This window comes from Lutimaribacter saemankumensis (assembly GCF_900100005.1).
Lineage (GTDB): Bacteria > Pseudomonadota > Alphaproteobacteria > Rhodobacterales > Rhodobacteraceae > Lutimaribacter > Lutimaribacter saemankumensis.
Genome location: NZ_FNEB01000011.1, coordinates 1 through 13,959, shown reverse-complemented (window position 1 = coordinate 13,959; position 13,959 = coordinate 1). Strand labels below are relative to the sequence as shown.

Here is a 13,959-nt window from a genome sequence, read left to right as displayed (position 1 = left end):
CGGCATAGGAACACGGAGGTTATCCTCATGATCCAGATTTCAATCAACGGACGGCGTGTCCAAGTTGATGAAGGTACGAGTATCTTGGACGCGGCCAAAGCGGTGGGCGTTCATGTGCCCACGCTTTGTTATCATCCGGGTCTTCCAGCTCATGCCGTTTGCCGTATGTGCCTTGTCGAGGTTGAGGGACACGACACCCCCCAGCCAGCCTGCAGAACACCGGCAAAAGACGGTGATGTGGTGAACACAGACACCGAAGCTCTGCGTTCTTTTCGGCAAGCTGACGCTGAATGGTTGCTCGCGCGCCATCCGAATGACTGCATGCGTTGTGAGGTGAATGGGGCTTGCCAGCTGCAGCGCCTTGTTCACGAAAACCAATGGGAGGAGCGCTGGCCAAAGGTTCCCGCAGGTGAGGCCGCCTCATCTGATCGGTACCCCAGCGACCATACCTCTCCCAGTATCTGGCGCGACCTATCAAAATGCATCGAGTGCGGACTGTGTGCGGATGTCTGCGGAGAGACCGTGCAACAGCAATACGTAATTGGTTTTGGTGATCGTGGGTTCGACCGTCGTCCTGTCACAGTGTTCGATCAGCCGCTTGCAGAAACTAAATGCATTTCCTGCGGCCAATGCTCGCTTGTCTGTCCGGTGGGAGCGTTGATCGAAACGCCGCACTGGCACGAAGTGCTGCACAAGTTGGACTCGCACCGAAATGTGTCTGTTGTCCAAGTCGCGCCGGCGACCCGTATAGCCATCAGCGAAGAGTTCGGCTTGAAGCCGGGGACCGTAAGCACGGGGCGGTTGATCAATGCGCTGAGACAGCTTGGTTTTGACTTTGTGTTCGATACAAATTTTGCCGCCGATCTAACGATCATGGAAGAGAGTGCCGAACTACTGGCTCGGATTGAAGCCGGGGAAAGACTGCCGTTGTTCACTTCCTGCTGCCCGGGTTGGGTGAATTGGCTGGAGTTGAACAGGCCCGACCTACTGTCGCATCTGAGCACGACCAAGTCGCCCCAGCAAATGCACGGCGTAATCGCAAAGCGGGGCGCTTTTGCGCGATCCCTCGGACCTGAGTTTGCCTCTGGCAAGACGGAACCCTACGTGGTCAGCATCATGCCGTGCACTGCCAAGAAAGATGAAGCCCTGAGGCCAGGCATGTCAGGCGACGTGGACATTGCGCTCACCACGCGGGAATTGGCCAGAATGATCCGATCCCGTGGGATTGCCTTTGGTGCTCTTGCCGAAGATGGCCAATTCGACAGCCCATTGGGCGAGAGTACCGGCGCGGCGCAGATATTCGGTGCTTCCGGTGGTGTGATGGAAGCCATGTTGCGGACAGTCTTGCACCTCAAGGGCCAGGACGATGCGGCGCCGTTGGAATGGAACGAGTTGCGCGGCGTCCGTGCTGGCGTAAAAACCGCGACAATTCCCAATATAGGCACCGTCGCCGTGTGCAACGGCATTGCGGCTGCCCAGCGGATGTTCGAGGACGAAAGCTGGAGAGACGAGTATATCGCCATTGAGGTCATGGCATGTGTCGGCGGCTGCCTTGGCGGAGGCGGTGAACCAAAGTCTGATGACCCGGACATCCTGAAAAAACGGGCGAGGGCGATCTACGAGATTGATGTACAATCGCCGCGCCGCCGGTCCTACCAGAACAAGGATGTGCAAGCCTTGTATGCTTCCGAGTTGGGCGCGCCGAATTCGCCCGCGGCGCATAACTTACTCCACACAACGCATGCCGCGCGGAATTCGCCAAGGTCTCTTCTGATGCGATTTCTTGATTGCGTGGATCGTCGCGATGGTACGGCAGCCGCTCGCCTGTTTCACCCCGACGGTCTCTGGTCGACGGCCTCCGAGTTCGGAGACATAAGGGGCGCCACTGGAATTCAGGCATTTATAGACGGCCGGCTTCCGCCCAGACAGTATGGGGAGAAATTTGTTCGCCACAGGATCGAACCCTGTGCGGATGAAGATGACCCTATCGTTGTTACGCCTGATGGTATCCGCTGTCGCTTCGAAATGGAAACGTGCATCCATCACGGCAGGGAATATTCAGGCCTGCGGTTCAAGCGGCTTTCGCGCACTGTGCTTTGACCGTGGTGCGGGCCGCCATGGATAGATGGCTATAACTCGTCGCCCCAAATGGCTACGCTTGGTTGTTGAAGGATTTTTTTACTTTCGAATGGCGTCACCGATGCTTGATCACTCGATCCTTTTTTCAATTATCCTTGCGGACCTATGTCGTCTGAAAACTGCGGGTATGGGATCAGAACTCTTGAGAAGCTCGTTCCCGCACACAAACAAGCCTCGCATGGGTAAAACCTAATGCCATCACAAGAAGATGACAGAAGTTCAGAACACAAAGGTGCTTTTTACCGCGTCTTTGTAGACCTGGCGCAGCAGATGCGCTGGTCTTACCTGCCGCCTCTGATGGTTTATTTCGCGGCTGGCGTATCCAGTCTGACCTCGGTCGTGGGGGCGTTCTTTCTCAAGGAGTACCTTTCGCTTTCGGCGGAATTCGTAGCCGGACTGGCATTCTGGGCCGGGCTGCCATGGGTGTTGAAGATGCCGATGGGGCATTTGGTTGACATATTCTGGCGGTGGAAAGCGCTGCTTATCCTTTTCGGCGCGGGTTTGATAACGCTGTCGCTGCTGACCATGTACGGCCTTGTTTCGCGGCCGGATGAAATGCGTGCGTTGCTGCCGCTCAGCGACTGGTATGTCATCGCCGTTCTGCTTGCGCCGGCGGGCTATGCAATCCAGGACGTCGTCGCCGATGCCATGACGGTCGAAGCCGTGCCCGCCCATAACGAAGCGGGCCAACCTTTCGACGAGGGGCAGGCGCGCGCCATGCATACGACGATGCAGACGCTGGGCCGCGTTGCTATCATATCGGGCCTTGTCGCAGTAGCCGCCGTGAATATCTGGATGTTTTCTGGGGCAGAAGATCTGCCGCAAGACGCGCGACTTGATCTGTATGGCCGTGTCTATCTGATCGCATTGGCCATCCCCGTGATTTCGGTCAGTGGCGTGGTGCTGCACATGATCGTGCAGCATCGCCGCGCCGAACAGGGGTTGGCCCAAAGGCGCCCGGACGCGGTAACGCACGTCAACTGGCAAATCCTGGGGGGTGGCCTGGCCTTCGTCGTCCTGAGTATCGGGTTGGGCACGTCGGATCTCGTCTATGCGCAAGAGATCGTTTTCGTGGCTTCGATGACCGTGATCCTATTCCTGATGCGTCAGCTTCTTCAGGAACTTCGCCCCGATGCCGCGCGCGCCCTGATCGGAACGGCAGCGATCATTTTCGTGTTCCGGGCTGTGCCGCTGCCCGGCCCGGGGCAGACATGGTTCGAAATCGACGTGCTCGAGTTCGACGAGCGGTTCCTATCGATCCTTTCGCTGATCACCTCGCTGCTGGCCTTGCTGGGGTTGATCGTATTGCGCCCCATGATGGCGAACCGGTCGATCGCCTATATCATCGTCCTGCTGACGATCGCATCCGGTATCCTGGCATTGCCGAATATCGGTCTTTATTATGGGATCCAGGAATGGACCGCGGCGCATACCGGTGGGGTCGTCGACGCGCGGTTCATCGCCATTCTGGATACCGCGATCGAGTCGCCGCTGGCGCAGATCGCGATGGTGCCGATGCTGGCCTGGATCGCGCGCAACGCGCCACCCGATCTCAAGGCAACGTTCTTTGCCGTCATGGCATCTTTCACGAACATGGCGCTTTCGGCCAGCAGCTTGGGTACGAAGTACCTCAACAAGATTTTCCTTGTTACACGTGAGGCCGTTGACCCGGCTACGGGAGTACGGACTTCGTTGGCCGATTACTCCGAACTAGGATACTTGCTGATCGTCGTAGGCATTATTTCGGTCGCAGTGCCCTTGCTGACAGTGCTTGCGGTGCAGTCCTCGCGATACCGAACACGCGACTAGCTTTGCTGTAACATGGCGCACAGGAGGATAAGAAAAAAGACCCTCCGCCTATCCGGCCGCTATCAGTCGCACAACCATGACTGACCGCCTACTCAACCGCAGCTGAGCCTTTTTGAACTCTGCCCTGGTCAGTTCAAGCCGGGCGAGCGCACGGTTTCGCTTTTGATAAAGCTGCCGCATGCGCGAGCCGGGATTGCCGATCAGTGCTGTTTTTTCCGTAACACCCGCCGGCAACCATGTCAGAGCGGCAGACTGTGCAGTTTGCCACGCCCGATCTGCTGCAAGAAACCTGCGGTACGCTTGAAACAGCATCCGACGGTGCGCGTTTAGTTGATTGTGCATTGCTCTCCTCCTCGGACAACCCGCATTCGAGGCCCGATTATAGCACAAAGACTACTGATCGTCCTCGAGCGTCCCCTCGATATGCTTCAAAGAGCGAAACGTTGCCATGATGTCTTGGCGCACCTCCGCGGGTTGCGCCTCGAGCGCATTCATTAGGTGCCGCAAATGCCGCCGGGTTTCGTTCAGGCGATCGATTAGTCCCAAGACAACGGGCATCGCATCTGAAGAAAGGCCCATTTCCTTTTTCAGGTCGCATAACAAGCGAATACGGGCCAGATCGATTTCGTCGAACACGGGCCCGTCAGCTTTTTTCGCAGGGCGCACCCAACCTTCGTCAACCCATAGCCGCAGCTCTCTCAGGGTCAGTCGGTGGACCTCGGCGACGACGCGACGCTCATCCATTCTCATGATTTCCTCCGCAGGTCTGCACGTGGATCGAAATCCGAATGATCGCGCCATTTCCGGGCAAGGTCTTCGAGGTTGTTATCGAGCACGTCAGGCAAGACGATCTTCAGGTGCACGATTTGATCGCCGGCCTTGCCGGTCTTGCACGAAACCCCCTTGCCCTTGAGCCTTAGTTTCCGCCCGGACGAGGCGCCTTTGGGGATCGACATTGAGACGGTGCCCGAAATGGTCGGGACGTCGATTTTCGCCCCCAAAACGGCTTCATCCAGTGTGATTGGTACCTCGATCTCGATATCGTCCCCGGTGCGTGTGAATACAGGATGCGGTCGTATGCCAATCGTGACTAGGGCATCGCCAGGCTGTCCCTGTCCAAACCCGGGCGCGCCCTTGCCTCGCAGCCGCAAGGTCTGGCCGTCCTTGACGCCGGCCGGGATAGAAATGGCGATGGTTTTGCCATCGGGCATGGTTACGGTGTGCTTGGCGCCGCGCACGGCATCGATGAGATCCACGTCCAAGTGATAGCGAAGGTCCTGACCGCGCGCATGAAATTCTTGCCGCGCGCCCCCGGTGTTGCGTTGCCGCCCTCCGAACAGGTCGGCAAAAAAGTCAGACGCATCGGCATAGTCTTCCGGTCCCATGCCCGGGTCATAGCGGCGTCCGTTTTGCTGGCCGGCATATTGATGGTAGTATTCGCGCTCGGGCCGTTCTTGTCCGCTGGCGTCTATTTCACCTGCATCAAAGCGCCGGCGCTTTTCCGCGTTACCCAAAAGATCGTAAGCTGCAGAAACTGCTTGGAACTGTGCCTTTTTGCCTGCGTCATCGGGGTGTAAATCCGGGTGCAAGGCTTTTGCCAGCTTCCGATATGCCTTCTTGATTTCGTCCTGTGTCGCGGTCTTGTCGACCCCCAAAACGATGTAAGGATCGTCGGTCAAATCTCTAACCTTTCTGTGCCGTGCAGGGTATTCCGATGGACGCTGCCCCAGGCAACTTGAAGTGCCACATGAGCCAGATGGACCACACTGAAGCTGTATAAAGCCTCGTTTCAAAGCGGATTGGGCACCTTGATTTGGGTCAATTCACCCGCCGGTGAAACGCGTAACGGTCATGTCAGAGGAACTTGCCTTGAGCCGAGCAGGGGGCTTTCGTAGCTTCTTAAGATGACCAAACGCTCGCCTTTCAAGTACTCTAAGACCAGTCCCGAGATCATCCGCCTGGCGGTGATGCTCTATATGCGTTTCCCGGTGTCACTCCGCAACGTCGAGGATCTGCTGCGCGAACGCGGCATCGATGTGAGCCATGAGACCATTCGTTTCTGGTGGAACAGGTTCGGGCCGGTGTTTGCGTCTGAGATCCGCCGGTGACGTGTTCAGCAGTTACGCGCCTTTTCCCGATGGTAGTGGCATGTGGACGAGGCTTTCGTGAAGATCAACGGCGAGCGGCACTACCTCTGGCGGGCCGTCGATCACGAAGGCGAAGTGCTTGAGAGCGTCGTTACGAAGCGAAGAAAAAAGCGGGCTGCATTGAAAATGCTCAGGAAATTGATCCGGCGATATGGTCAGCCAGAAGTGCTGGTCACGGATCGGTTTGCTTCATAAAAAGCTGTGCTTCGCGAGATAGGATGTGTGGATCGGCAAGCCTGCGGTCGTTGGCAGAACAACAGGGCTGAGAGCTCACACCTTCCATTCCGACGACGAGAACGAGCCATGCAGCGCTTTCGGCGAATGCGAAGTCTGCAGAAGTTCGTCGCCGTCTATTCCTCCGTCTTCAATCACTTCAACCAGGATCGCAGTCTCTCCAAACGGGACCATTTCAAGCAAAACCGAACCGCTGCTCTGGCCGAGTGGCGCGGTCTCTGCGCGGCATAAAGGACAGCGTTGCTGTCCTGGCAGAGACGAGTTCGCATTATTCTGACAGCACCTCTCAGTTCTTCTTGAACAGGCCGAAATGGAACCGCTGCACACTGCCGCAAGGCGTGTGGTGATCGTGGATGAGCGACCGGATCAACTGGTAGTCCGGACCCAGCCGTTCGGCGAGAAGAGCCGCGTCATAGCGGGCAACCGAAAGTCCGCTGCATTTTTCTGGGCCATCCGGCGCAAAGGTGCCAATGATTGCATGACCGCCGGGGATAAGAGCCCGATCCATGACCCGCAGATATGCTTCCTGATCGGCGGCAGCGGTCAGGAAGTGGAACGCAGCTCGGTCATGCCAGACATCGAAGTGCCCGGATGGTTGCCATTCCAGGACGTTCGCCACAACCCATTCGACGGGCGCATCGTAGGGCAGTCGAGCGCGGGCCTTTGCCAGCGCCGTCTCCGACAGGTCTAGCACGGTGATCCGGTGAAAGCTTAGTTCCAGCAGGCAATCCACCAGCCGCGACGCCCCGGCGCCAACATCGACGATGGCGGCATCTTGGGTCGCCCCTGACGCCGCGATCAGGTCGAGCGAGACCTGCGGACGATCCTCAAACCAGCTAGTCTCGGCCTCGCCCTTGCTCTGGTAGACGTCTTCCCAGCGGTTCGGTTGGCTACCCATTCTCGGTTCCTCACAGATCGACCCGCCGCAGCCGCAGCGCGTTGGAAATCACCGAGACCGAGGACAAGCTCATCGCGGCCGCCGCGATCATCGGCGAGAGCAGAAGCCCGGTGATGGGGTAGAGCAGCCCCGCCGCGATCGGCACGCCAAGGGAATTGTAGGCGAAGGCAAAAAACAGGTTCTGCTTGATGTTGCGCAAGGTGGCGCGGGCCAGCTTGCGGGCCCGGACGATGCCCATGAGGTCACCGCCCAGCAGGGTGATGCCGGCGCTTTCCATCGCCACGTCCGCCCCGGTGCCCATGGCGATGCCGACATCGGCGGCGGCCAGCGCAGGCGCATCGTTCACGCCATCACCTGCCATGGCGATCTTGTGGCCCTCACGGCGCAGCTGGTCGATCAGGTCCTTCTTGGTCTCGGGCAGGATGCCCGCGCGCACCTCGTCGATGCCCAGCTTACCCGCAACCGCCTGCGCCGTGCGTTCGTTGTCGCCCGTCGCCATCATGACGCGGAGCCCTTGGGCGTGGAGTTCCGTGATCGCCTGCGCAGTCGAGTCCTTGATCGGGTCGGCCACCGCCACGATGCCCGCCAGCGCCCCATCAACCGCGATGAACATGGCCGTCTTGCCCTCAGTGCGCAGGGCGTCGGCTTTTGCCTCGGCCCGCGCGGAGTCGAGCCCCATCGCCTGCATTAACGCCGCATTGCCGAGGGCTACCGCACGGCCGTCAACCTTGCCGCGCACGCCCTTTCCGGTGACGGCTTCGAAGTCCGTGGCCTCCTGACGCGGGGCCCTCTGCGCCTCGGCTCCCTCGACGATCGCCTCTGCCAGCGGATGTTCCGAACCGCGCTCCAGCGCTGCGGCCAGCGACAGCAGGTCGGTCTCGGTGATGTCGCCAAGCGCCACAACGTCCGTCAGCTTCGGCTTGCCCATGGTCAGCGTGCCGGTCTTGTCAACGATGAGCGTATCGACACCCGCCATACGCTCCAGCGCCTCGGCGTCCTTGATCAGCACGCCCGCCTGCGCGCCGCGCCCCGCTGCCGTTGTGATGGAGATCGGCGTTGCAAGGCCAAGCGCGCAGGGGCAAGCGATGATCAACACTGACACGGCAGATGCGATGGCGAAGACCAGCGCGGGTTCTGGGCCGAAGATCAGCCAGACAACGAAGGCGACAATCGCGATGGCGACAACGGTTGGCACAAAAACTGCCGACACCCGGTCCGCCAAACCCTGAATGGGAGCGCGGGACCGTCGCGCGTTCGAGACCATCGCGACGATTTGCGCAAGGACGGTGTCGGAACCGACCTTGCCCGCCTCGATCACAAGGCTGCCGTTCTTGTTGATCGTGGCACCGGTCACCGCATCGCCCGGGCCCTTTTCGACAGGCATCGACTCGCCGGTCAGCATGCTCTCGTCCAGCGACGAGTGGCCCTCGATGACCGTCCCGTCGACCGGAACCGCATCGCCCGGCCGCACACGCAGCCGATCTCCCGCCATGATGTTGTCCAGCGGCGCGTCGTATTCCGACCCGTCCGGCAGGATCCGCCGCGCGGTCTTGGGCGCGAGGTCCAGCAGCGCGCGGATTGCGTCGCCGGTGCGTTCTCGCGCCCGCAGTTCCAGCACCTGGCCGACAAACACCAGCGCCACGATCACCACCGCCGCCTCGAAATAGGTGCCGACGCCGTGACCCATCCGGTACTGTTCCGGAAACACACCCGGCAGGAAGGTGGCGACGATCGAATAGAGATAGGCAGCAGCCACGCCGAGACTGATCAGCGTCCACATGTTGGGCGACCGGTTCATCACCGACTCCCAGCCGCGCTTGAAGAATGGCCGCGCCGCCCAGAGCACGATGGGCGTGGCCAGCAGGAACTCGAGATAGCTTGCGATCTGGTGTCCGATCCAGTCGCGCACCGGCAGGGCGACCAGTTCACCCATCGTCAGGATAATGAGCGGCACCGCCGCCGAGGCGGAAATCCACATCCGCCGCGTGAAGTCGGTCAGCTCCTCGCTGGGCTCGTCCGGCGGCACCATCGGTTCCAGCGCCATGCCGCAGATTGGGCAGGATCCCGGTGCGTCGCGGACGATCTCGGGATGCATCGGGCAGGAGTACTGGACGTTAGCCGGTGCGGCCTTCTTCTGCCCAGCGGCGCGACCCGAGGCATAGAACCACGGATCCGCCTTGAATTTCGTCTGGCACTTCTCCGAGCAGAAATGAAACGTCTCGCTTTGGAACGCTGCGTGCCGCCCGTCGGGCTTGACTGCGACCGTCATCCCGCAGACCGGATCCTTGACCGTCTCTGCTCCCGCCGGAATGTCGGGCGCCGCGTGATTATGATCCTGCTCCATGAGGTGCCAGCCTTTCGTTGTCTCTTTGCAGTTTGCGGCCTCCAGCCGTTGGAAGCTCAAGCGCTTTTCAATGGTGATCGCGAGCGCCTTCTTCAGGCCTTCTCCGCATCGCCACCCAAAGCAGCGGCAATCCGGTGACCAGGCCAACGCCAAGCACCGCCCGTGTCGCCCGCCCGAGGTCCCCGCTGACCGCCTCGCCTCCGAAATGTGTGAGCAGGAAGCTTGCCGGAATGATGCCGGCCAGCGTGGCGAGGGCGAAGCGCCAGGCGTGCAGGCGGCTAAGCCCCGCAGCGTAGCTGATCATGTCGAAAGACACGAACGGCATCAGGCGGCTGGCGAAAACCGTCGCCGTCAACGCGGCCTGCGACCCAAGTAGCCCGGCATCGACGCGGTCACCAAAAATCCGTCGCAGAACATCATGCCCCAGAACTCTCGCAAGACCGAATGCGATCAGTGCCCCGAGCTCCGCGCCGATCACGACCTGCACGGTCCCCCAGAGATGTCCGTAGGCCGCACCGGCCGCCAGCGCAATGGGCGCGCTCGGGATCGGGCTCGCCACGACCGCGAGGGTAATGAGCGTGATGATCACGACCGGCCCCCAGAGGCCAGCGCGTGCCACCAGCATCTCCAGGCGTTCGCCGTCCATCATGCCGCGTGCCTGGTCGAAAGCAGAAGGCGCGAACAGCCAAGCACCGAGAACGGCGATCCCGAGGATCGCCATCACCATGAGGATGATTGCGCGCAACCTCACCTCAGATCGAGGCAACGGCCTTCGCGAGAAGGTCTCGGACCTGACGCGCAACAGCCGTAAGTTCGTTGTTCTCGATCGCCTGCATCGACGCGACCGGATCGACGGCGCTGACCTCGACGCCATCCTCGATCTCGCGCAGGATAACATTGCAGGGCAGCATTGCGCCCACCCGAGGTTCGATCCCGATGGCCTGATGCGCCATCTTCGGATTGCAGGCGCCGAGGATCCGATAGGCCCGCATCTCGACATCCAGCTTCTTCTTCATCGTCGCCTTGACGTCGATCTCGGTCAGGACACCGAAACCATGGTCCGCAAGGGCTTTGCGAGTGCGGGCATCGATGTCCTCGAACTTGGCGTCGTTGAACATGTGATTAATCGTGTAGCTCACTGAAAGGTATCCTTAGTGTTGGGTTTGGAACACGCTGATCTGGCGAAGCTACACCGAAATCGGCCTTGCGCGGCCAAATCAGAGATTTCGTTCCGGAATCCACGATTGCGTATCTTCGCAGCATGCTACAGTATTTGGTCGCTGCCGTCTTGATGCAGATCAGGGCCTGCGCGCCGTTCTTCCCTTACGTGGTCATGTCAGAGGAACGTGGCTTGAGCCGGGCAGGGCGGTTGCGTAGCAGAACCGAACCGTTGCTCTGGCCGAGTGGCGTGGTCTCTGCGCTGCATAAGGGGCAGCCCTACTGTCCTGGCAGAGAAGAGCCTGAATTAATCTGACAATATCCTCCAGCCTTCACGCAGTTGGTCCAGCGGAACAACGTGTCCCCTCCTAAATGCCATCGGTCCTGAAGGCTGTTGCCAGATCCGACGGACAATCCGCTCTTTCTAGGCGTCATTCAGAAGTGCGCAGCCCGGCACCTTCAAGATCCACCGTAACTTCCATCGACAAGAGATTGCTGGGTCTCCCGTGGAAACTGCCGCTAACCGGTGCAACCTGATGGATCCGTCTTGCGACGGCGACAGGAATGAGATTGGTGGATCCGACCGACCTGTTAGTGGGGTCGAAGGGGATCCATCCTGCGCCGGGAACGAACACCTCGACCCATGCATGCGTGGAACCGGCGTCCACCGATCCCATCTGGTCTCCGGAGGGATTGAACAGATATCCGGACACAAGCCTGGCACCGAAGCCAAGTGTTCGGACGGCCTCGGCCAACAGCACGGCGAAGTCCCTGCAGGACCCCCAACCCCTGTAGAGGGTTTCCAGCGGCCCCTGCGTGCCTTCGGTCTCGCGGCTCTGATAGGAAATCCCGGCCGTGACACCATTGCTGATGTCTTTCAGCAGCGAAAGCGTATCCGTTGGCCGTGACATGATGAACCGTTCGACCCAATTCGACAGCCGCCCCGTGGCATCCGCATATTGCGGCATCGCCAGGGCGCCGAGATCGGTCCCATCCTCCGCGGAATACACGAACGGGTATGATATCGCTTCGGCAGCGATCGGAAAGATCGGCCAAACCGGGGCGCGCAGTTCGACACGCGCGCACGATCGGATCGACAGCTTTGTCGTGTTGGCGTCGAACAGGGCCTTCGCGACGGCATTACCAGCGACATCATGTGACCAGTCGATGCGGGCCTCAGGACTGGTCTTCAGCTCGAAAGACGTCAGGCTGAGATCCCGAGTCTCCCGCGGACGAAGCATCAGCCGATGCGGCCCGAGAGCAACCTCGCTTCGATAGTGATAGCTGGTCGCGTGCGTGATCGTGACAGATGGCATCGGTGAGACCTATGATAAACGTCCGTTGGAGCGACGCCGACCCTGTCCGCTGCCCTCGTAAATTGCCGCGCGCCAGTCGGCCGATCCCTTGCAACGGGAACATATCCGTTCGCCGAACCCATCGCTCCAGAAGATTGACCTGCATCTCAGGCAGGCGCGCTCGGCGGGAATGTCGGTCGTTGCCTTGATTGTCCCAAATTCGATTTCTTCAGACTTAACCTTCATTTCCGCTCCTCACGTTTTCTCAGTCGTTCCATGTCGCTAAGAGCGCGCTTTATGAGTTTCTGAATGCGTTGGTCTTCAGCCTCGGGCGTCGCCGCGTACCGGTCGAGCAGGAAGCGCCACTTTTTCATGACTTCGGCCCACGTCCGCGCCGGCTCCGCCAGCATTTGATCTTCAAGGCTTTCGAGGTGCGGTTGCGATGGCAGTTTAAGAGGCAACTGGCTGTTGGCATGGAGCCGTCGCATCTCGGTCTCGCGTTGTTTTCCGGAGGACCTGTGGGTGTCCAGATTAATCGGACCATTGGTCATGACCGGGTCCAGTCAATCCCATCGAGCAACGCGCTCGATTGGGCTGGGAAAGCGTTTCCCAGCGCCGATGTCATTCTCCGATACCTGGTCGCGCACTTCCGTAGCGCGGGCCACTTTCACCGTCATCCATCCCTCGAATAGTCCGGTCTTTCTCTGACTGAACGTATTGTTCCGCCTGCCTCCGGTCGGAGCCGGGCGAGTAGAGATCGCGCAGATCCGCCTCGGCCACACCGTCCGCCTGCATGACAAGACGGATCATCGGGTCGGCCAGCATCTCCTCGAGGAAGAAATCAGTCAGCGCCTTTCCGGTCAACTTGTCCTTGGCGCGTGCGTGGTCGAGGTCGGCAAGGGAAACAGTCAGGGTTCTTGCCAGTCCTGGATGCGATATCCGGGGATGAAGCCTCAACAGAGCGGAGGCTTTCCAAGCTTCAGGATTCTCGTGGTCCGGAGGTGCAACCAGTTCCGTCTCAATCTCATACTCTCCCGCCGGAAGCGACTCGTCAAAGCCTGGAACGTTGAACGGTTGGGAAAAGACCGCGATGGTCTTGCTCGTCAGATCTTCCATCGATGTGATCCTCTGCCTGGATTCTGCGGGTGCTCCGCGCCCCATTTAGGTATGGGGCGCGTGGCCTGCGTAAGTCTCAAGATGTCTTGGGTTTCGTTGGCACTTCTTTGCCGTCGGCCATGACCTTGCTCTCTTTGGCAGGGGGCTTTGCGGCCTCCTGAGCCTTCGGGTTCATAGCGACCGCAGCCCTGGCAGTCAGGTCCTTGAAAGACATGTCATCAATCCTTTGATTGGCCGGCGCCAACTCCTCGTCCATATCGGACCGGGATGCTTGGCGTCGGTGTATTGTATATGGGGACTGGCGGCCCGATTTACGAGGCCGCGCCGCGAAAGAACCGAAGGTTAGGTCAATTTATCGGTCCAGACCTCGAATTGCGTCAGGTTACTCGGACCGAATGTCTGAGTCCGAGGCGCATCGGTCGCATCCAGTAGTCTAACTCTCTGATCGAAAAAGGAAGCGAGGGCTTTGTCAGATTGACTCGGCTCGAGCCGGGCAAGAGGCTTCTGCATACTCAGCTAATGCTGCTCCATCGGTTTTCTTAGCGCGTCAATCTAAAGTGCGGCGCTATTCTATAGGTTATACCTGAACGGTGATCAAATCGCTCGTGGTCGCGCCTTGCTCCCCCCAGTGTTCGCTGGAGGGAGCCAAAGCAGGTCATATTCGGCGAGAAAGCAATCCAGCGAATTGAGAGGTGCCAGTCTGTGCGCATGTCGACCGGATTTTCGCTGATATGCAGAAACCTGTTTAATTTCGCACATCTCATATCAAGTAATCGCCAGTTCAATTTCTCCAGCGCATGCGCAAATTGACGTCATCAG

13 protein-coding genes and 1 pseudogene are annotated in these 13,959 nt (G+C 59.5%); 3 read left to right on the top strand and 11 right to left on the bottom strand.

Going from position 1 to position 13,959, the window contains the following annotated elements:
- Positions 1 to 27: 27 nt before the first annotated feature.
- The gene (locus tag BLT50_RS16880; RefSeq protein ID WP_090030148.1) at positions 28 to 2,100 is read left to right on the top strand and encodes a [FeFe] hydrogenase, group A; all 2,073 of its coding nucleotides are present in this window, start codon (positions 28 to 30) and stop codon (positions 2,098 to 2,100) included.
- Between the two features lie 309 nt (positions 2,101 to 2,409).
- Complete coding sequence (locus BLT50_RS16875; RefSeq protein WP_245723440.1) at positions 2,410 to 3,948, top strand: MFS transporter; 1,539 nt, start codon at positions 2,410 to 2,412, stop codon at positions 3,946 to 3,948.
- 48 nt (positions 3,949 to 3,996) lie between these two features.
- On the opposite strand, the gene BLT50_RS19100 is transcribed toward BLT50_RS16875, so the two are convergent.
- From BLT50_RS19100 to BLT50_RS16865, 3 genes are read right to left on the bottom strand one after another with little or no spacing between them, the layout of a single operon-like run.
- Positions 3,997 to 4,290: a hypothetical protein gene (locus BLT50_RS19100; protein ID WP_139170556.1), complete on the bottom strand. Its 294-nt coding sequence runs from the start codon at positions 4,288 to 4,290 to the stop codon at positions 3,997 to 3,999.
- A 51-nt stretch (positions 4,291 to 4,341) separates the two neighbouring features.
- A complete protein-coding gene (locus tag BLT50_RS16870) occupies positions 4,342 to 4,692 on the bottom strand; it encodes a MerR family transcriptional regulator (RefSeq protein WP_245723439.1) in 351 nt (116 codons plus the stop codon).
- A 2-nt stretch (positions 4,693 to 4,694) separates the two neighbouring features.
- A complete protein-coding gene (locus tag BLT50_RS16865; RefSeq protein WP_090030143.1) occupies positions 4,695 to 5,627 on the bottom strand; it encodes a DnaJ C-terminal domain-containing protein in 933 nt (310 codons plus the stop codon).
- A 225-nt stretch (positions 5,628 to 5,852) separates the two neighbouring features.
- Between BLT50_RS16865 and BLT50_RS16860 the strand changes: the two are divergent.
- A pseudogene (locus BLT50_RS16860) lies at positions 5,853 to 6,560 on the top strand (IS6 family transposase).
- A 55-nt stretch (positions 6,561 to 6,615) separates the two neighbouring features.
- Here the strand turns inward: BLT50_RS16860 and BLT50_RS16855 are convergent.
- The 8 genes from BLT50_RS16855 to BLT50_RS19385 form a co-directional block, all read right to left on the bottom strand.
- A complete protein-coding gene (locus BLT50_RS16855) occupies positions 6,616 to 7,227 on the bottom strand; it encodes a class I SAM-dependent methyltransferase (RefSeq protein ID WP_090030141.1) in 612 nt (203 codons plus the stop codon).
- A 10-nt stretch (positions 7,228 to 7,237) separates the two neighbouring features.
- Entirely contained in the window at positions 7,238 to 9,571 is a 2,334-nt protein-coding gene (locus tag BLT50_RS16850) for a heavy metal translocating P-type ATPase (RefSeq protein ID WP_090030139.1), read from the bottom strand.
- A gap of 67 nt (positions 9,572 to 9,638) precedes the next feature.
- Entirely contained in the window at positions 9,639 to 10,322 is a 684-nt protein-coding gene (locus BLT50_RS16845) for a TVP38/TMEM64 family protein (protein ID WP_090030137.1), read from the bottom strand.
- Position 10,323: 1 nt separating this feature from the next.
- Entirely contained in the window at positions 10,324 to 10,710 is a 387-nt protein-coding gene (locus BLT50_RS16840; protein WP_090030135.1) for a DUF302 domain-containing protein, read from the bottom strand.
- A 450-nt stretch (positions 10,711 to 11,160) separates the two neighbouring features.
- Complete coding sequence (locus BLT50_RS16830) at positions 11,161 to 12,045, bottom strand: transglutaminase family protein (RefSeq protein WP_090030131.1); 885 nt, start codon at positions 12,043 to 12,045, stop codon at positions 11,161 to 11,163.
- A gap of 221 nt (positions 12,046 to 12,266) precedes the next feature.
- Positions 12,267 to 12,575: a hypothetical protein gene (locus BLT50_RS16825; protein ID WP_090030129.1), complete on the bottom strand. Its 309-nt coding sequence runs from the start codon at positions 12,573 to 12,575 to the stop codon at positions 12,267 to 12,269.
- 70 nt (positions 12,576 to 12,645) lie between these two features.
- Positions 12,646 to 13,140: a hypothetical protein gene (locus BLT50_RS16820; protein WP_245723438.1), complete on the bottom strand. Its 495-nt coding sequence runs from the start codon at positions 13,138 to 13,140 to the stop codon at positions 12,646 to 12,648.
- A gap of 76 nt (positions 13,141 to 13,216) precedes the next feature.
- A complete protein-coding gene (locus tag BLT50_RS19385) occupies positions 13,217 to 13,354 on the bottom strand; it encodes a hypothetical protein (RefSeq protein ID WP_175491510.1) in 138 nt (45 codons plus the stop codon).
- Between the last annotated feature and the right edge of the window lie 605 nt (positions 13,355 to 13,959).